Origin of the sequence: Streptomyces sp. KR55, assembly GCF_052245645.1 — a bacterium.
Lineage (GTDB): Bacteria > Actinomycetota > Actinomycetes > Streptomycetales > Streptomycetaceae > Streptomyces > Streptomyces flavusporus.
Map to the genome: position 1 here is coordinate 1 of NZ_JBQQCE010000186.1, position 17,424 is coordinate 17,424.

Genomic DNA, 17,424 nt, shown 5'->3' on the forward strand with positions numbered 1-17,424 from the left:
TATCACCACGATCGACGAGATCGCCGAGGCGGGCGAGGATGAGCTCGTACGACTTCTGGGAAAGGCGCACGGGCACGCGCTGTACGCCATGGCGCTGGCCCGCGACGACCGGCCGGTGGTCGCCGAGCGGGAGACGAAGTCGGTGTCGGTCGAGGACACCTATGACATGGACATCCATGACCGGGTCCGGGTGGGGCTGGAGGTGCAGCGACTCGCGGACCGGTGTGTGCGGCGGCTGCGCGGCGCAGGTCTGTCGGGGCGGACGATCGTGCTGAAGGTGCGGCGGTACGACTTCTCCACGCTGACCCGGTCCGAGACGCTGCGCGGGCCCACGGACGATCCGGCGGTGGTGCGCGAGGCCGCGGCCCGGCTGCTGGACTCCGTGGACACCACGGGCGGCGTACGGCTGCTCGGAGTGGGGGTCAGCGGGCTCGCCGACTACACGCAGGAGGATCTGTTCGCGCAGGCCGCGGGGGAGCGGGCGGAGGGGCCGGCGGAGGACGTGGTGGACGAGCCCGTGCAGGGTGCGGCCGTGCCGGTCGAGCGGCGATGGCCCGCGGGGCACGACGTACGGCACGCCGAGTACGGGCACGGGTGGGTGCAGGGGAGCGGGCTGGGGAGGGTGACCGTGCGGTTCGAGACGCCCGCCTCGGAGACCGGGCGGGTGCGGACGTTCCGGATCGACGATCCCGCGCTGGAGCCGGCGGATCCGCTGCCATTGGTGGCGCGAAGACCCGGGGAGCGGGTGGCTTCGGGTACGGAGGGGGGATCGTCGGTCGGGGGTGAGCCCTGCGGTCAGGAATCGTCCGTGCCTGCCAGTTTGCCGAAGTCGTGGTCCGGGAGCCGGGGCGGAGGTGCCACGTCGAGGCCGTAGTGGTGGTAGAGCTGGAGTTCCTGCTCCGGGGAGAGATGACGGCCCACGCCGAAGTCGGGGGCGTCCTTGATCAGGGCGCGGTCGAAGGGGACGTGCAGGCTGCCCTCGATCAGCTCGCTGGGCTCGAGCGGCACGAAGGCGTCCCTGCTGAACAGGCCGGTGCGTATCGCGGCCCACTCCGGGACGCCGGTTGCGTCGTCGAGGTAGATCTCGTCGATCGTGCCGATCTTGTTGCCGTTGCGGTCGAAGGCCTTGCGGCCGATCAGGTTGCGCGGATCGATGTCGGTCTGCACGGGCCCTCCACTTGCTCGCAACTCATCCGTAAGCACTACGAAAGAGCACATTGGGGCACGCGGCCACTCGAACGCCGGGCGTTGACCTCGCTGGTAGTCTGGCAAACGGCTGCTGACCCCGTGCGGGAGAGTCCTCCGGACACCATCGGAGGCGCCGAAGGAGCAAATCCTCCCCGGAATCTCTCAGGCCCACGTACCGCACGGACGAGGTCACTCTGGAAAGCAGAGCGGGTGTCGACGGCTTCCGCTCTCACCGACGGTGCAAGCCGGGCGTCCTCGGACGGTCCGGTGAAGCTCTCAGGTTGAGATGACAGAGGGGGAGGCCGCCGGGGTACCCGCGCCGTGGTGCCCCTCGAAGGTCGCGTCAGACCAGGAGGCCTCCGCAATGACCGCCCATCGCATTCCGCTCTCCGAGCTCGAACAGGGCACGCCCTTCGAGCAGCGCCACATCGGGCCCGACCAGGAGGCGCGGGCCAAGATGCTCGCGCAGGTCGGCTACGGCTCGCTCGACGAGCTCACCGCCGCCGCGGTACCGGATGTGATCAAGAACGCCGACGCCCTGGACCTGCCGGGTGCGCGGACCGAGGCCGAGGTGCTGGCCGAGCTGCGCTCGCTCGCCGACCGCAACCAGGTCCTCCACTCCATGATCGGGCTCGGCTACTACGGGACGTTCACCCCACCTGTCATCCTGCGCAACGTGATGGAGAACCCGGCCTGGTACACCGCCTACACGCCGTACCAGCCGGAGATCTCGCAGGGGCGGCTCGAAGCGCTGCTGAACTTCCAGACCGTGGTCGCCGACCTCACGGGGCTGCCGACCTCGGGCGCCTCGCTGCTCGACGAGGGCACGGCGGCGGCGGAGGCCATGGCCCTGTCCCGGCGCATGGGCAAGAACAAGAAGGGCCTCTTCCTGGTCGACGCGGACGCGTTCCCGCAGACCATCGCGGTGATCGAGACCCGCGCCGAGCCGACCGGCGTCGAGGTCGTCGTCGCCGACCTCAGTGACGGCATCCCGGCCGAGATCGCCGAGCGTGAGATCAACGGCGTGCTCATCCAGTACCCGGGCGCTTCCGGGGCCGTACGCGACATCAAGCCGGTCATCGACCAGGCGCACGAGCTGGGCGCACTGGTCACCGTCGCAGCCGACCTGCTGGCGCTGACGCTGCTGAAGTCGCCGGGCGAGCTCGGCGCGGACATCGCCGTCGGTACGACCCAGCGGTTCGGCGTGCCGATGGGCTTCGGCGGGCCGCACGCCGGATACATGGCCGTGCAGGAGAAGTTCGCCCGCAGCCTGCCCGGCCGCCTCGTGGGCGTCTCGGTCGACGCCGACGGGAACAAGGCCTACCGGCTCGCACTGCAGACGCGTGAGCAGCACATCCGCCGGGAGAAGGCGACCAGCAACATCTGTACCGCCCAGGTGCTGCTCGCCGTCATGGCCGGGATGTACGCCGTCCACCACGGGCCCGAGGGCCTGAAGGGCATCGCGAGGCGCACCCACCGATACGCCGCCATCCTCGCCGCGGGGCTGCGCGACGGCGGCGTCGAGACCGTCCACGGCGCCTACTTCGACACGCTCACCGCAAGGGTGCCGGGCCGGGCGGCCGATGTCGTCGCGGCCGCGCGAGACCGCGGCGTGAACCTGCACCTCGTGGACGCCGACCACGTCTCGATCGCCTGCGACGAGACCACGAAGCGGGCCCAACTGAGCGCCGTGTGGGCCGCGTTCGGGGTCGACGGCGACGTCGACGCCCTGGACGCCGGCACCGAGAACGCGCTGCCGGCCGCGCTGCTGCGCACCGACGACTACCTGACCCACCCCGTCTTCCACCAGCACCGCTCCGAGACCGCGATGCTGCGCTACCTGCGCCGGCTCGCCGACCGCGACTACGCGCTGGACCGCGGCATGATCCCGCTGGGCTCCTGCACCATGAAGCTCAACGCGACCACCGAGATGGAGCCGGTCACCTGGCCCGAGTTCGGGCAGCTGCACCCCTTCGCACCCGCCGAGCAGGCGCAGGGCTACCTCACCCTCATCCGTGAGCTGGAGGAACGTCTCGCCGAGGTCACCGGCTACGACAAGGTGTCGCTGCAGCCCAATGCCGGCTCGCAGGGCGAGCTGGCCGGTCTGCTCGCGGTGCGCGGGTACCACCGGGCTAACGGCGACGAGCAGCGGACCGTGTGCCTCATCCCGTCCTCCGCGCACGGAACGAACGCCGCCAGCGCCGTGATGGCCGGGATGAAGGTCGTCGTCGTGAAGACCGCCGAGGACGGTGAGATCGACGTCGAGGATCTGCGGGCCAAGATCGAGCAGTACCGCGACGAACTGGCGGTGCTGATGATCACGTACCCCTCCACGCACGGGGTCTTCGAGGAGCACGTCTCCGAGATCTGCGCGCAGGTGCACGAGGCCGGCGGGCAGGTGTACGTCGACGGCGCCAACCTCAACGCCCTGGTCGGGCTGGCCAAGCCGGGGCACTTCGGCGGTGACGTCTCGCACCTCAACCTGCACAAGACGTTCTGCATCCCGCACGGCGGAGGCGGTCCGGGCGTCGGCCCGGTGGCCGTACGGTCGCACCTGGCGCCGTATCTGCCGAACCACCCGCTCCAGCCGGAGGCCGGTCCGGAGACCGGTGTGGGCCCGATCTCGGCCGCGCCGTGGGGGTCCGCGGGCATTCTGCCGATCTCGTGGGCGTACGTCCGGCTCATGGGCGGTGAGGGGCTCAAGCGGGCCACGCAGGTGGCGGTCCTGAGCGCCAACTACATCGCCAAGCGGCTCGAACCGCACTACCCGGTGCTCTACACCGGCCCCGGCGGGCTGGTCGCGCACGAGTGCATCATCGATCTGCGACCGCTGACCAAGGCGACCGGCGTGAGCGTCGACGACATCGCCAAGCGGCTGATCGACTACGGTTTCCACGCGCCGACGATGTCCTTCCCGGTGGCCGGGACGCTGATGATCGAGCCGACCGAGTCCGAGGACCTGACTGAACTCGACCGGTTCTGCGAGGCGATGATCGCGATCCGGGCGGAGATCGAGAAGGTCGGCTCGGGTGAGTGGCCGGCCGACGACAACCCGCTGCGGAACGCCCCGCACACGGCCGCCGCGCTCGGCGGTGAGTGGGAGCACGCCTACAGCCGTACGGAGGCCGTCTTCCCGGACGGTGTCTCGGCTGCGGACAAGTACTGGCCGCCGGTGCGCCGTATCGACCAGGCCTTCGGCGACCGGAACCTGGTCTGCTCCTGCCCGCCGCTGGACGCGTACGAGGACTGACCGAGTACGCAGGTGCGGGCCCCGCCGTTCGATGCCAGGGCCTGTCCGGCGGATCAGGTCGCAGGAAATCGGCGGCGCCCTTAAGCGCAGGGGAGCGGGCCGATGGGGGTGCCCCCGCGCGAGCGAAGTCGAGCGTGGGGGAGTCGACAACCGACGACAACGCCGCAGATGGGCGTGCCAGACCCCGCGTCTGCGACAGGATCCGCCGGACAGGCCCTTGGGGCCCGCACCTCGTTTCAGGCCGGGTAGGCGTGCGTCTGGGCGGCCTTGACCGTGGCCCAGACCGGGGCGCCGGGGTGCAGGTCGAGCTCGGCGGCCGCGACCGTGGTGAGGTCGGCGGTGAGGGGGAGCTCGCCGGTGAGGGCGGCGCGGATCTGGTCGCCGTGGGTCTCCAGGCCGGTGACCTCGCAGCGCCAGAGGTTGCGGGCGCTGGCACCGGTGGGGCGGTCCCGGAAGAGGGTGACGGCGCCGGGCGGGAAGGCCACGAAGACCGGGCCCGTGAGGTCCTCGGTGGTGGTGATGGCGGGGCCGGCATCCAGGTGGACGGTGTGGCCCGTGGCTCTGCCCTTGTAGAGGTTCAGGCCGACGAGTTGGGCCACGTAGTCCGTGCGGGGGCGGCGGGCGATGTCGGCGGGCGTGCCCTCCTGGACGATCCGGCCGTGCTCGACGACCACGAGCCGGTCGGCCAGGACCATGGCGTCCAGCGGATCGTGCGTGACCAGTACCGCCACGGCCTCGAAGTCGGCGAGATGGCGCCGTAGTTGGGCACGCACCTCCAAGCGGGTGCGTGCGTCCAGGGCGGCGAGGGGCTCGTCGAGGAGCAGCAGCCGGGGGTGCGTGGCCAGGGCGCGGGCGAGGGCGACGCGCTGGGCCTGGCCGCCGGAGAGGCGGCGGGGTTTGGCGCCGGCGTGGTCGGCGAGGCCCATGCGGTCCAGCCACGCGGCGGCCTGCGCGCGGGCCTCCGCCTTGGTCGCGCCGTGGCAGCGAGGTCCGAAGGCCACATTGTCCAGGGCCGTCAGATGAGGGAAGAGCAGATAGTCCTGGAAAACGACGCCGACCGGCCGGGATTCGGGCGGCGTACGGTCCAACTCGGTGCCGTCCAGCCGGAGATGGCCGGCCGTGAGCGGGGCGAGGCCGGCCAGGGCGCGCAGGGCGGTCGTCTTTCCGGCGCCGTTGGGGCCGAGCAGGGCGACGACGTCGCCGGGTGCTGCGGTGAGCGCGATGTCGAGGCGGAAGGGGCCGCGGTCGACGACGAGATGGGCGTCGAGCCCCTCGCCGTGCACGTCACCGGAGGTGAGGGCGGTGGAGTCGTCGAGGTGGGTCATGAGGCGGTCATCCAGCGGTCGCGCAGGCCGGCGAGGACGGCGATGGACACGGCGAGCAGGACCAGGCTGAGGGCGATCGCCGCGGCCGGGTCGTTCTGCAGGGCCAGGTACACCGCGAGCGGCATGGTCTGGGTACGGCCCGGGAAGTTGCCCGCGAAGGTGATCGTCGCCCCGAACTCGCCGAGTGCCCGGGCCCAGGCCAGCACCGCGCCGGCGGCGATGCCCGGGGCGATCAGCGGCAGGGTGACGCGGCGGAAGGCGGTGAAACGGGAGGCGCCCAGGGTCGTGGCCGCCTCCTCGAAGCGGGGGTCGGCCGCCCGCAGGGTGCCCTCCACGCTGATGACGAGGAACGGCATCGCCACGAACGTCTCCGCGAGGATCACGCCCGCGGTGGTGAACGGCAGGGTGATCCCGAACCAGGAGTCGAGCCACTGCCCGACGACGCCGTTGCGGCCGAGCGCAAGCAGCAGTGCCACACCGCCCACCACCGGCGGCAGCACGAGCGGCAGCGTCACCAGGGCGCGGACCAGTCGGCGGCCGGGGAAGTCCGTGCGGGCCAGCAGCCAGGCCAGCGGGACTCCGATCACCAGACTCAGGGCGGTCGCCGCCGTGGCACAGAACAGGGACAGCCGGAGGGCCTCCCACACCTCGGGGCTGGTGAGCTGATCCGGCAGGGTGCGCCAGGGAGTGCGTACGAGCAGGGCGATCAGCGGCAGCACCAGGAACGCCAGGCCTGCCAGCGCCGGAAGGAGCAGGGGCAGCGGTACCCCGCGGGTGCCTTTGCGGAGCCGGCCCCGCCGGGGGCCGCCCTTGAGGGTTTCCGTCACGGCGCGAGGAACCCGGCCCCGGTCAGCACCTTCTGCCCCTCGGCGGACTTCACCAGGTCGATGAAGGCCTTGGCCGCCTCGGCGTTGGGCGCGTCCCTGAGCAGGGCGATCGGGTAGTCGTTGATGGCATCGGCCGACTCGGGGAAGTCCACGCCTTCCACCTTGTCACCCGCCGCCTTCACATCGGTCTTGTAGACGAGCGCCGCGTCGGCCTCCTTCAGCCCCACCTTCGTCAGGGCGCTCTTGACGTCCTGCTCGTAGGACACGGGGGTGAGCTTCAGCCCGCTCGCGTCCAGCGCCTTCTGCGCGGCGGCGCCGCACGGCACCGACTCGTCGCACAGCACGACCTTCAGCCCGGACTCGGTGAGGTCCTCGAGGGAGGAGATCCTGTCGGGGTTGCCCGGCAGGGTGGCGATCTCCAGCTGGTTGCGGACGAAGGTGGTCGGGGTGCCGGAGGCGTCGCCGGCGTCGGTGACGATCGCCATGGTCCTGGGGCTGGCGGCGGCGAAGACGTCCGCCGGGGCGCCGCCGGTGATGCTCGCCGCGAGGGAGTCGCTGCCGCCGAAGCTGAAGGTGACCTTCGTGCCCGGGTGCTGCTTCTCGAACTCCTTGCCCAGCGTCGTGAAGCTCTCCTCGAGCGAAGCGGCCGCGAAGACGGTCACCTCGCCGGTGAGCCGATCCGACGCGTCGGACCCGGCGGCCGAGGAGCCGGAATCGGACGAGGAGGAGCAGGCGCTCAGCGCCAGCAGCGCGGCGGCTCCGGCACCGGCCGCCCGCAGGGCCCGGCGTTGGGGACGGGGCATCACGGGTCCACTCCCTCTGTCCGCTGGAGGAAGAGCCCGCCGGACTCTTCCGATGCGTCGATCATACTGGCGCAGATGCGAGGCATAAGCCACCTGTCGCATTGCACGATCGAGGCGAGTGCAGGATGAGCGATCGCATGTGCGGCTCGGGGGTGTGTCAGGTGCGGTCGATATGGACGTTCGTCGACTTCACGCGGGCCGTCGCCTCCATGCCGACCTCCAGGCCGAGTTCCTCGACGGCCTCGCGGGTGAGCAGGGAGACCAGCCGGTGGGGACCAGCCTGGATCTCGACCTGGGCCGCGACATCGCCGAGCTTGATAGCGGTCACGATGCCGGGGAAGGCGTTGCGGGCCGAGGTGTACGGGGCCTCCTCCTCGCCGCTGCCGGACTTGGCGAGCTCGACCGAGAACGCGGCCAGGTCCCGCCCGTCGATGAGCCGGTGTCCGCTGTCGTCTCGATGGGTCGCCACCCGGCCGGCGTCGGCCCAGCGGCGTGCGGTGTCGGGGCTGACGCCGAGCAGGCGTGCGGCCTGGCCGATCGTGTAGGAGTGCATGCCGGTCACGATAGGGCGGCAGGCGTGCATGGGGGACGCGGGGTTGGCCATTGGGTATAACGCGATATAGCGTTAGTCCGTGATGGGTGATCGGGGTGAGGGTATGTCAGCCGAGCTCTTGGGTTCGGGTACGTCGTCCGAGGTGCGGGCCTCGCATGCGGACCGGGACCGCGTCGTGGAGGTGCTGACCGCTGCCGCGGGGGACGGCCGGCTGACCGCCGAGGAGCTCGACGAACGGGTCGGGGCCGCGCTGTCTGCCCGGACCATGGGGGAGTTGGCCGCGTTGACCGGCGATCTGCCCGTCGTGGCCCAGGCGAAGGATGTCGTCCGTATCGAGCAGGAGGGCAGCTCGGTCCGGCGGGACGGTGCCTGGGCGGTGCCGCGGCGGCTGGCGATCGAGTCGACCTGGGGGGACGTGACGCTCGACTTCACCGAGGCCGTCATCACGTACGACACCCTGCGCATCGAGCTCGACATGCAGGGCGGCACGCTGCGGCTGGTGACGCGGCCGGGCGTCGTGGTGGACACCGACGCCCTGGTCACGGACTACTCCACGATCAGGACGCGCGGGTCCAGAGGTGCGGACGGGCCCGTGATGCTGTGGAGGTGTGCGGTCGGCTCAACTACGGCCGGGTCGTGACACGCGCTCCTCGGCGAGGCTTCCGGCGCTGACCGCTCAGCCCGTGTGCACGCGTGGCCGGCGTGCGGGGTCCGGTTCCGCCTCGCGCAGCACCTCCCGGGTGACCGGGGCGATCTCGCCCTGGCCGAAGAGGAAGAAGCGTAGGAAGTTGGCGAAGGGGTCGCCCTCGGTCCACTCGAAGTAGATGTGCGGGATGCAGCCGGTGGTGTCGCGGACGTGCAGAAGCAGCGCGGCCAGGGAGTTGGAGATGGAGGAGGACTCCAGCGTCAGGACCCGGTAGCGGTTGTGCATGACCTCGCCGCGCACCGTCAGACCGGACTCGAACTCGGACGGGTCGGTGACCGTCACTTCGACGAAGACGAAGTCCTCGTGGCCGGGGACGTCGTTGTCCTGGCGGATCTGCTCGATCTTGTCGCGGTACTCGGCGATGTCGCGCCGGTCGGGCTCGTTGGCGATGAACCGGATCTTGCGGCTGGCGATGTCCCGGACGAATCGTTCCGCCATGTCGTCGAGCGTCACGCTGGTCACCCGCAGCTCGAAGGCGCGGGCCAGCCGGGAGGCCAGGGAGAGGATCATGATGCCCGCGATGAAGCAGGCGCCGATCTTCACACCGTCCGGGCGCTCGATGATGTTCAGGACCGTCGTGTAGAGGAACACCGCCGAGATCACCGCGAAGGCGATCGTCCAGTTGCGCTGGCCGGCCTTGCGCGCGGCGATGGTCACCGCGATCGCGGCCGAGCTGATCAGCACCAGCACGCCGGTGGCGTACGCGCCGCCCTGGGCGTCGACGTCGGCGTCGAAGATCCAGGTGACCAGGAAGCCGATCAGGGTGAAGACGATGACCATCGGGCGCACGGCGCGGGCCCAGTGCGGGGCCATGCCGTAGCGGGGCAGATAGCGGGGCATCAGGTTGAGCAGTCCGGCCATCGCGGAGGCGCCGGCGAACCACAGGATGGCGATCGTCGAGACGTCGTAGACCGTGCCGAAGGCGTTGCCCAGGTAGTCGTGCGCCAGATAGGCGAGGGCGCGGCCGTTGGCCTTGCCGCCCTCCTCGAACTCCTGCTCCGGGATCAGGAGGGCGGTGATGAAACTGGTCGTGATCAGGAAGCCGCTCATGATCAGGGCGGCCGTCGTGAGCAGCTTCTTGGTGCCCCGGATCCGGCCCTCGGGGTCCTCTTCGGTATCCCCCGCCTCGCCCTTGACGTGCGGCATCACGGCGACGCCGGTCTCGAAGCCGGACAGGCCCAGGGCGAGCTTCGGGAAGACGATCAGGGCCATGCCGATCATGACGAAGACGTTGCCGTGCTCGGCGGTCAGGGCGTTCGACCAGTCGGTGACGACATGCCCCTCGGTGATGACGTGCCACAGGCCGACGATCACGACGACGGCGTTCAGCGCCAGGTAGGCCCCCACCAGAGCCACCGCGACGCCGATCGCCTCCAGGAAGCCCTTGAGGAACACCGCGCCGAGCAGCGCGATGAGCACGAGGGTGATCAGCATCTGCTTGTCGTGCAGCGCATCGTGCAGCTGCGGGTTCTCCACCAGGTGGGTCGAGGCGTCCGCGGCCGAGAGGGTGATGGTGATCAGGAAGTCGGTGGCGGCGAAGCCGAGCAGGGTCAGGACGAAGAGCTTGCCCTTCCAGAAGGTGAGCAGCCGCTCCAGCATCGCGATCGAGCCCTGTCCGTGCGGGCTCTCCTCGGCCACCCTCCGGTACACCGGCAGCGCGCCCGCCAGGGTGACGATCACCAGCACGATGGTCGCGACGGGCGACAGCAGACCGGCCGCGAGCGCGGCAATGCCGGGCTGGTAGCCGAGGGTCGAGAAGTAGTCCACGCCGGTCAGGCACATCACGCGGTACCAGGGCTGGCCCTCGTGTGGGGGCGCCGGCTGGGCGTGGGGTCCCTGAGGGCCGCCGCCCTTGCCGATGTCGGACAGCCCCTCCAGCATCCAGGCGCGCAGGCGACTGGGCGGCGGATGCTCGGTGGTGGCCATCGGCGTGCTCCTGATGTACGTGCGGTTCCGGCCATCACGCGGACGGAGCCCTCAGCGTATGCGGAGAGTGACGCATGGGCCCACGCACGACGGGTCCATCGGCGTCAAGCTTCCGTTAAGAACGGCCTGTGGGCAGGGTCATTCGAGCCCCGACATCTTGAACACCCTCCGCGCGGTCTCGCGGTCGATCCGCTCCGACACGCGGTGCAGGGCGGTGGCGCCGCACAGCAGCGACCCGCGCGCCTCCGACGTGTGGGCGTCCTCGTCGAGGCGGTACCAGAGGTCGGGGTTGGCGACGAGGACCTGCGGGGGGATCTCGACGCGCTCGCCGAACGCGTCGCGCAGCACCAGCCGCTGGGCGACGCCGTCCAGGCAGCGGACCGACACCAGCAGGTCCGTGCGGACGGTCCGGGTGCGCAGCAGCGAACGCGACCGCAGCCAGCCCGCGCCCGCCGAGACGTGGGGCGGACACAGCACCGCGAAGAGCAGCGCCGCGAGGGTGCACCAGAGGACGGTGCGCCATGGGGTGAGGGTGCCGGCGCCCCAGGCGATGAGGAGCAGCAGGGTCAGGAGTACGGCCGCGCAGCGGACCGCGCTGCGCACGTCCCGTGCCCAGCCGTGGTCGTACGCCTCGGTGCCGGAGGGCCGTTCGGACGCGGGGGAGAGATCGTGTCGCACGTCGTCGGGGGGTTCCATGCCGCTGACGCTAGGTACTGGGTGAGCCGGGTCGACCTCGCTTGACGGGACTCTGACGGGCGCCCGGTCGATTCTTGACGCCGTCCCTGCGGGGCGCCGAGCCGCCCGCGCATCCTCGTCTTCGCCGGCTCGATCTTCGTCCTGATCGGCATGGTCCGGCACTGGCGCGAGCAGCGCGGGCCGGGCCGGCGCTCACCTCTCAGGCCCTGACGGCCGCTGCATCCCTGGGCGACGAGGTCGGCGCGGTCACCGTCTGCCACCCCGACCCCGAGGACCGGGCCCAACTGCACGCCCTCGAGCACGCCTGGGCCGAGTGGGACCCCGGCGTGCCGCTGGTCAGGCTGCGTCGGGAGACCGACGTGGTGATCTGCCGTCTGCGGTTCCGGCTGACCTGACCGTGACAGGTGCCGTAAGAGTCCCGTCAAAGCCGCGCAGTGCCCCGTAAGGGAGCCGTCAATGACGGTCGAATCCGGCCACAGACGCGGTTTCCTCAAATCCGTCCTTGTTCAACCGCACGTCCAACCGCACGTCCAACCGCACGTTCCACCGAACCTCGACTCCAGGAGCTCACGATGGCCGATCTGGCCTTCGTCGTCACCACGGTCGCGCTCTTCGCGCTGGTGGCCCTCGTCGCCAAGGGGGTGACGAAGCTGTGACCGCCGAAAACGTCGTCGGCCTGATCGTGGCCGTCGCCCTGCTGGGCTATCTCGTCCTCGCCCTGATCTTCCCGGAGAGGTTCTGAGCACTGACATGGGTCCCGTCCTTGCCGGCGTCCTCCAGCTGCTCGCTCTCACAGGCGCGCTGGCGATCATCCACGTCCCCCTCGGCAACTACATGGCCAAGGTCTACTCCTCCGAGCGGCACTGGCGCGTCGAGAAGTGGATCTACAAGGGCATTGGCGCCAACCCCGACACCGAGATGCGCTGGACCGCGTACCTGCGCGGTGTCCTCGCCTTCTCGGCGGCTGGTGTCCTCTTCCTCTATCTGCTGCAGCGGCTCCAGGGTGTCCTGCCCGGCTCGCTCGGCTTCTCCTCGATCGACCCGGACCAGGCGTTCAACACCGCCGTGTCCTTCGTGACCAACACCAACTGGCAGTCGTACTACGGCGAACAGGCCATGGGCCATGTCGTGCAGACCGGCGGTCTGGCGGTGCAGAACTTCGTCTCCGCGGCCGTCGGCATGGCCGTCGCCGTGGCTCTCGTACGGGGCTTCGCGCGGTCGCGCTCCGGTGAACTCGGGAACTTCTGGGCGGACATGGTGCGCGGTGTCACACGCATCCTGCTGCCGCTGGCGTTCGTCGCCGCGATCGTGCTGGTCGCCTGCGGCGTCATCCAGAACTTCTCCGGCATCCACGAGGTGGGCCAGTTCATGGGCGGCTCGCAGGAGTGGAACGGCGGCGCGGTCGCCTCGCAGGAGGCCATCAAGGAGCTGGGCACCAACGGCGGCGGCTACTTCAACGCCAACAGCGCCCACCCCTTCGAGAACCCGACCCCGTTCACGAACCTCTTCGAGATCTTCCTGCTGCTCGCCATCCCGTTCTCGCTGCCGCGCACCTTCGGTGTGCTGGTCGGCTCGGTCAAGCAGGGCTACGCGATCCTCGCGACCATGGCCACCATCTGGATCGCCTTCATCGGGCTGATGTGGTGGACCGAGTTCGCGCACCGCGCCCCGGCGTTCGAGATCGCCGGCGCCTCGATGGAGGGCAAGGAGGTCCGCTTCGGCATCGGCGCCTCGTCGATCTTCGCGGTGTCGACCACGCTCACCTCCACCGGCGCCGTGGACTCCTTCCACTCCTCGTACACCGGCCTCGGCGGCGGCATCACCCTGCTCGGCATGATGCTGGGCGAGATCGCGCCCGGCGGTGTCGGCTCCGGCCTCTACGGCATTCTGATCATGGCGATCATCGCGGTGTTCATCGCCGGTCTGATGGTCGGCCGGACGCCCGAGTACCTGGGCAAGAAGATCGGCACCCGCGAGATCAAACTGGCGGCCTGCTACATCCTGGTCACCCCGGCGCTGGTGCTCATCCTGACCGCTTTTGCGATGGCGCTGCCGACCCCTGCGCACTCCATGACCAACAGCGGGGCGCACGGATTCTCCGAGATCCTCTACGCCTATACGTCCGCCTCGAACAACAACGGCTCGGCCTTCGCCGGTCTGAACGCGGACACGCAGTGGTTCAACAGCACCCTCGGCATCGCCATGCTGCTCGGCCGGTTCGTGCCGATGGTGTTCGTGCTGGCGCTCGCCGGATCGCTCGGCGAGCAGCGGCCGGTGCCCGTCACCGCGGGCACCCTGCGCACCGAGAAGCCGCTGTTCACGGGCCTGTTGGTGGGCGCGATCCTGATCATCACCGGTCTGACGTACTTCCCGGCCCTCGCGCTCGGGCCGCTGGCCGATGGGCTGGCGTGATGACCACTCGTACAGCGAATCAAGAGGACACCATGTCCACAGCGTCCCCCACCACTCCGACCCGGGCGCCGCACAGCGACGTACCCACCGGGCACAAGTCCCCCGAAGGCCGTGTCGGCGCGGGCCTCTTCGACCCCCAGCAGCTCGTGAAGTCGCTGCCGGACGCCTTCCGCAAGCTCGACCCACGGGTGATGGTCAAGTCGCCCGTGATGTTCGTGGTGTGGATCGGCTCCGTCCTGACCACCGTCTTCTCCTTCACGGACCCGGGCGACTGGTTCGGCTGGACGATCAGCGCCTGGCTGTGGCTGACGGTGATCTTCGCCAACCTGGCCGAGGCGGTCGCCGAGGGCCGCGGCAAGGCACAGGCCGACACCCTGCGCAAAGCCAAGACGGACACCGTCGCCCGACGGCTCGTCGACGGCCGTGAAGAGCGGGTGCCGGGTACCGAGCTGAGGATCGGTGACCTGGTCGTCTGCGAGGCCGGCGACATCATCCCCGGCGACGGTGACGTCGTCGAGGGTGTGGCGAGCGTCGACGAGTCGGCGATCACCGGTGAGTCGGCGCCCGTCATCCGCGAGTCCGGCGGCGACCGCAGCGCGGTCACCGGCGGTACGAAGGTGCTCTCCGACCGGATCGTCATCAAGATCACAACGAAGCCGGGCGAGACCTTCATCGACCGGATGATCGGCCTCGTCGAGGGCGCCGCGCGGCAGAAGACGCCGAACGAGATCGCGCTGAACATCCTGCTGGCGTCCCTCACGATCGTCTTCCTCCTCGCGGTGGCGACCCTGCCGCCGTTCGCCGACTACGCGGGCACCCATCTGACGATGGTCGTGCTGGTCGCCCTGCTGGTCTGCCTCATCCCGACGACGATCGGCGCGCTGTTGTCCGCGATCGGCATCGCCGGCATGGACCGCTTGGTGCAGCGCAACGTGCTCGCCATGTCGGGCCGTGCGGTCGAGGCCGCCGGTGACGTCTCCACGCTGCTGCTCGACAAGACCGGCACCATCACGCTCGGCAACCGCCAGGCGGCGGAGTTCGTGCCGGTGCGCGGCACGACCGAGGCCCAGGTCGCGGACGCCGCCCAGCTGTCGTCGCTGGCCGACGAGACGCCCGAGGGCCGCTCCATCGTCGTACTGGCGAAGGAGAAGTACGGCCTGCGCGAGCGCCACCAGGGCGAACTGGCCGGTGCCGAGTGGATCGAGTTCACCGCCCAGACCCGGATGTCGGGTGTGGACGTCGACGGCCGGAGGATCCGCAAGGGTGCGGCCGGTTCGGTGATCACCTGGGTCGAGGAACGCGGCGGCGTGGTCGCCGAGGACGCGGACACGCTCGCCGACACGATCTCCGAGGCGGGCGGTACGCCGCTCCTGGTGGCCGTCGAGGACAGCGCCGGGGCCCGGGTGCTGGGTGTCATCCACCTCAAGGACGTCGTCAAGGACGGCATGCGCGAGCGGTTCGAGGAACTGCGCCGCATGGGCATCAAGACCGTCATGATCACGGGTGACAACCCGCTGACCGCCAAGGCCATCGCGGACGAGGCCGGCGTCGACGACTTCCTCGCCGAGGCCACCCCCGAGGACAAGATGGCCCTCATCAAGCGGGAGCAGGCCGGCGGCAAGCTCGTCGCCATGACCGGCGACGGCACCAACGACGCCCCGGCCCTGGCCCAGGCGGATGTCGGCGTGGCGATGAACACGGGTACGTCGGCCGCCAAGGAGGCCGGCAACATGGTCGACCTCGACTCCAACCCAACGAAACTCATCGAGATCGTCGAGATCGGCAAGCAACTCCTCATCACCCGGGGCGCGTTGACGACGTTCTCCATCGCCAACGACGTCGCGAAGTACTTCGCGATCATCCCGGCGCTGTTCGCGGCCGTCTACCCGGGCCTGGACAAGCTCAACATCATGGGCCTGTCCTCGCCGGACTCCGCGATCCTGTCGGCCGTCATCTTCAACGCGCTGATCATCATCGCGCTGGTGCCGCTCGCCCTGAAGGGCGTGCAGTACCGGCCGGTCAGCGCCGACCGGATGCTCCGCCGCAACCTCGCGATCTACGGTCTCGGCGGACTCATAGCGCCGTTCATCGGCATCAAGATCATCGACCTGCTCATCTCCCTCATCCCCGGAATCGGTTGATCGCCATGAACAACTCGGTTACCAACACCGCCCGGTTGCTCGGCGCGGGACTGCGCGCCCTCCTCGTGCTGACCCTGGTGACGGGCGTCATCTACCCGCTGGTCGTCACCGGCATCGCCCAGGGGCTGTTCAACAACAAGGCGAACGGCTCGGAGATCGAGGCGAACGGCCGGGTCGTCGGCTCGTCGCTGATCGGGCAGGCGTACCACCTGCCGTTGAAGGAGGGTCAGGAGACACCGGAGCCGGACCTGAAGTGGTTCCAGGGACGCCCGCAGAACGGCCTCGGCACCAACAGCGTCAACACCCAGTACAAGCTCATCCTGTCCGGCGCGACCAACCGGTCCGGCGACAACGAAGAGCTCATCCAGTGGGTGAAGGACGCCAAGGCCGCGGTCATCAAGGACAACTCGGTCCCCGGCCACACGGTCAAGCCGTCCGAGGTGCCCGCCGACGCCGTGACGTCGTCCGGGTCCGGCCTGGACCCGAACATCTCCCCGCAGTACGCCGACCTCCAGGTGCACCGGGTCGCCGAGCAGAACGGGCTGCCCGTCGCCGAGGTCCAGAAGCTCGTCGACGAGCACACCGAGGGCCGCACCCTCGGCTTCATCGGCGAGCCCCGGGCGAACGTCCTCGAACTCAACATCGCGCTCAAGGAACTTGTGGCGAAGAGCTGATGGCGTCACCCGACCCGAGCGGGAGCCGGCGGCCCGGAGCACATCCCGGTTCCGTCGGCTCCTGCCGCCATGAAGCCCACGGCCCCCGGTACGACCGGAAAGGCGCACACCCATGACCCGTGTGCTGGTGGTGGAGGACGATCCGCAGCTCGTACGGGCCCTCGTGATCAACATGCAGGCACGCCGGTACGGCGTGGATGCCGCGCCCGACGGCGCCACCGCCCTGCGACTGGCCGCCGCACGCCGGCCCGACGTCGTGATGCTCGACCTCGGACTGCCCGACATGGACGGCGTCGACGTGATCAAGGCACTGCGGGGCTGGACCCGTGTCCCGATCCTGGTGCTGTCGGCGCGTCAGGCGTCGGACGAGAAGGTGGCGGCGCTGGACGCGGGCGCCGACGACTACGTCACCAAGCCGTTCAGCATGGACGAGCTCATGGCCCGGCTGCGGGCCGCCGTCCGCCGCACCGAGGACACCCCGCTCGCCCCGGAGACGACGGTGGTGGAGACGGACGGGTTCACCATCGACCTGTTCGCCAAGAAGGTGGTCCGGGACGGACACGACGTACGGCTCACCCCGACCGAATGGCATCTGCTGGAGATCCTGGTCACCAACCCCGGCCGGCTCATCACACAGAAGCACCTGCTCCAGGAGGTCTGGGGTGTCTCCCAGAGCAACAAGACCAACTACCTTCGGGTCTACATGGCCCAACTGCGCCGCAAACTCGAAGCGGACCCCTCGCACCCCCGTCACCTCGTCACCGAACCCGGCATGGGTTACCGCTTCGAAGGATGAACATGGCACGCGGCAAGCTTCGGATCTACCTGGGTGCGGCGCCGGGGGTGGGCAAGACGTACGCGATGTTGTCCGAGGCGCACCGGCGGGTGGAGCGGGGCACGGACTGCGTGGTGGCGTTCGTGGA

At 69.9% G+C, this 17,424-nt stretch carries 15 protein-coding genes, 2 pseudogenes and 1 riboswitch; of the genes and pseudogenes, 10 read left to right on the forward strand and 7 right to left on the reverse strand.

Annotated elements, in window-relative coordinates; genetic code table 11:
- On the forward strand, positions 1–874 hold an 874-nt coding region (locus ACTWQJ_RS25755), incomplete at its 5' end, for a DinB/UmuC family translesion DNA polymerase (RefSeq protein WP_443308945.1).
- Here the strand turns inward: ACTWQJ_RS25755 and ACTWQJ_RS25760 are convergent.
- Positions 796–1,167, reverse strand: coding sequence for a PRC-barrel domain-containing protein (locus ACTWQJ_RS25760; RefSeq protein WP_206306766.1), 372 nt, complete (start codon positions 1,165–1,167; stop codon positions 796–798). The two genes, ACTWQJ_RS25755 and ACTWQJ_RS25760, sit on opposite strands and share 79 nt — an antisense overlap.
- Positions 1,168–1,280: 113 nt before the next feature.
- Positions 1,281–1,376: riboswitch (glycine riboswitch) on the forward strand.
- Between the two features lie 176 nt (positions 1,377–1,552).
- Between ACTWQJ_RS25760 and gcvP the strand changes: the two genes are divergently transcribed.
- Positions 1,553–4,438, forward strand: coding sequence for an aminomethyl-transferring glycine dehydrogenase (gene gcvP / locus ACTWQJ_RS25765; RefSeq protein WP_443308946.1), 2,886 nt, complete (start codon positions 1,553–1,555; stop codon positions 4,436–4,438).
- 236 nt (positions 4,439–4,674) lie between these two features.
- On the opposite strand, the gene ACTWQJ_RS25770 is transcribed toward gcvP, so the two are convergent.
- The 4 genes from ACTWQJ_RS25770 to ACTWQJ_RS25785 all read right to left on the reverse strand — a co-directional run bounded on the left by ACTWQJ_RS25770 (position 4,675) and on the right by ACTWQJ_RS25785 (position 7,946).
- Entirely contained in the window at positions 4,675–5,763 is a 1,089-nt protein-coding gene (locus ACTWQJ_RS25770) for an ABC transporter ATP-binding protein (RefSeq protein ID WP_443308947.1), read from the reverse strand.
- A complete protein-coding gene (locus tag ACTWQJ_RS25775; RefSeq protein ID WP_443308948.1) occupies positions 5,760–6,590 on the reverse strand; it encodes an ABC transporter permease in 831 nt (276 codons plus the stop codon). Before ACTWQJ_RS25775 ends, ACTWQJ_RS25770 begins: the two co-directional genes overlap by 4 nt.
- Positions 6,587–7,393, reverse strand: a complete 807-nt coding sequence (gene modA, locus ACTWQJ_RS25780; protein ID WP_443308949.1) for a molybdate ABC transporter substrate-binding protein — start codon at positions 7,391–7,393, stop codon at positions 6,587–6,589. The genes ACTWQJ_RS25775 and modA overlap by 4 nt, the downstream gene beginning before the upstream one ends.
- A 157-nt stretch (positions 7,394–7,550) precedes the next feature.
- Complete coding sequence (locus ACTWQJ_RS25785) at positions 7,551–7,946, reverse strand: TOBE domain-containing protein (protein WP_443308950.1); 396 nt, start codon at positions 7,944–7,946, stop codon at positions 7,551–7,553.
- Between the two features lie 103 nt (positions 7,947–8,049).
- On the opposite strand from ACTWQJ_RS25785, the gene ACTWQJ_RS25790 reads away from it, so the two are divergent.
- Positions 8,050–8,586, forward strand: a complete 537-nt coding sequence (locus tag ACTWQJ_RS25790; protein ID WP_443308951.1) for a DUF1707 SHOCT-like domain-containing protein — start codon at positions 8,050–8,052, stop codon at positions 8,584–8,586.
- 36 nt (positions 8,587–8,622) lie between these two features.
- Here the strand turns inward: ACTWQJ_RS25790 and ACTWQJ_RS25795 are convergent, their stop codons facing one another.
- Positions 8,623–10,578, reverse strand: a complete 1,956-nt coding sequence (locus ACTWQJ_RS25795; RefSeq protein ID WP_443308952.1) for an amino acid transporter — start codon at positions 10,576–10,578, stop codon at positions 8,623–8,625.
- A 138-nt stretch (positions 10,579–10,716) separates the two neighbouring features.
- Positions 10,717–11,274, reverse strand: coding sequence for a hypothetical protein (locus ACTWQJ_RS25800; protein ID WP_443308953.1), 558 nt, complete (start codon positions 11,272–11,274; stop codon positions 10,717–10,719).
- Between the two features lie 191 nt (positions 11,275–11,465).
- Between ACTWQJ_RS25800 and ACTWQJ_RS25805 the strand changes: the two are divergent.
- From ACTWQJ_RS25805 to ACTWQJ_RS25835, 7 genes and pseudogenes are all read left to right on the forward strand, one after another.
- Positions 11,466–11,669: pseudogene (locus ACTWQJ_RS25805) on the forward strand (hypothetical protein); the annotation flags it as partial.
- 257 nt (positions 11,670–11,926) lie between these two features.
- Positions 11,927–12,016, forward strand: a complete 90-nt coding sequence (gene kdpF / locus ACTWQJ_RS25810; RefSeq protein WP_018566520.1) for a K(+)-transporting ATPase subunit F — start codon at positions 11,927–11,929, stop codon at positions 12,014–12,016.
- Between the two features lie 8 nt (positions 12,017–12,024).
- Entirely contained in the window at positions 12,025–13,686 is a 1,662-nt protein-coding gene (gene kdpA / locus ACTWQJ_RS25815; protein ID WP_443308954.1) for a potassium-transporting ATPase subunit KdpA, read from the forward strand.
- Positions 13,686–15,827, forward strand: coding sequence for a potassium-transporting ATPase subunit KdpB (gene kdpB / locus ACTWQJ_RS25820; RefSeq protein WP_443308955.1), 2,142 nt, complete (start codon positions 13,686–13,688; stop codon positions 15,825–15,827). Before kdpA ends, kdpB begins: the two co-directional genes overlap by 1 nt.
- A 5-nt stretch (positions 15,828–15,832) precedes the next feature.
- The gene (locus ACTWQJ_RS25825) at positions 15,833–16,501 is read left to right on the forward strand and encodes a potassium-transporting ATPase subunit C (RefSeq protein ID WP_443308956.1); all 669 of its coding nucleotides are present in this window, start codon (positions 15,833–15,835) and stop codon (positions 16,499–16,501) included.
- A 112-nt stretch (positions 16,502–16,613) separates the two neighbouring features.
- Positions 16,614–17,297 carry a response regulator gene (locus tag ACTWQJ_RS25830; protein WP_443308957.1) on the forward strand — a complete coding sequence of 228 codons (684 nt, stop codon included), beginning with the start codon at positions 16,614–16,616 and terminating at the stop codon, positions 17,295–17,297.
- 2 nt (positions 17,298–17,299) lie between these two features.
- Positions 17,300–17,424 (forward strand): annotated as a pseudogene (locus ACTWQJ_RS25835) (sensor histidine kinase KdpD); the annotation flags it as partial.

What these genes read in the sequence shown, in the direction of transcription:
- kdpB (WP_443308955.1), top strand. Translation starts at nt 13,686, where the DNA reads ATGACCACTCGTACAGCGAATCAAGAGGACACCATGTCCACAGCGTCC.
- gcvP (WP_443308946.1), top strand. Translation starts at nt 1,553, where the DNA reads ATGACCGCCCATCGCATTCCGCTCTCCGAGCTCGAACAGGGCACGCCC.
- ACTWQJ_RS25770 (WP_443308947.1), bottom strand. Translation starts at nt 5,763, where the DNA reads ATGACCCACCTCGACGACTCCACCGCCCTCACCTCCGGTGACGTGCAC.
- kdpA (WP_443308954.1), top strand. Translation starts at nt 12,025, where the DNA reads ATGGGTCCCGTCCTTGCCGGCGTCCTCCAGCTGCTCGCTCTCACAGGC.
- ACTWQJ_RS25830 (WP_443308957.1), top strand. Translation starts at nt 16,614, where the DNA reads ATGACCCGTGTGCTGGTGGTGGAGGACGATCCGCAGCTCGTACGGGCC.
- ACTWQJ_RS25800 (WP_443308953.1), bottom strand. Translation starts at nt 11,274, where the DNA reads ATGGAACCCCCCGACGACGTGCGACACGATCTCTCCCCCGCGTCCGAA.
- modA (WP_443308949.1), bottom strand. Translation starts at nt 7,393, where the DNA reads ATGCCCCGTCCCCAACGCCGGGCCCTGCGGGCGGCCGGTGCCGGAGCC.
- ACTWQJ_RS25790 (WP_443308951.1), top strand. Translation starts at nt 8,050, where the DNA reads ATGTCAGCCGAGCTCTTGGGTTCGGGTACGTCGTCCGAGGTGCGGGCC.
- ACTWQJ_RS25795 (WP_443308952.1), bottom strand. Translation starts at nt 10,578, where the DNA reads ATGGCCACCACCGAGCATCCGCCGCCCAGTCGCCTGCGCGCCTGGATG.
- ACTWQJ_RS25785 (WP_443308950.1), bottom strand. Translation starts at nt 7,946, where the DNA reads ATGCACTCCTACACGATCGGCCAGGCCGCACGCCTGCTCGGCGTCAGC.
- ACTWQJ_RS25825 (WP_443308956.1), top strand. Translation starts at nt 15,833, where the DNA reads ATGAACAACTCGGTTACCAACACCGCCCGGTTGCTCGGCGCGGGACTG.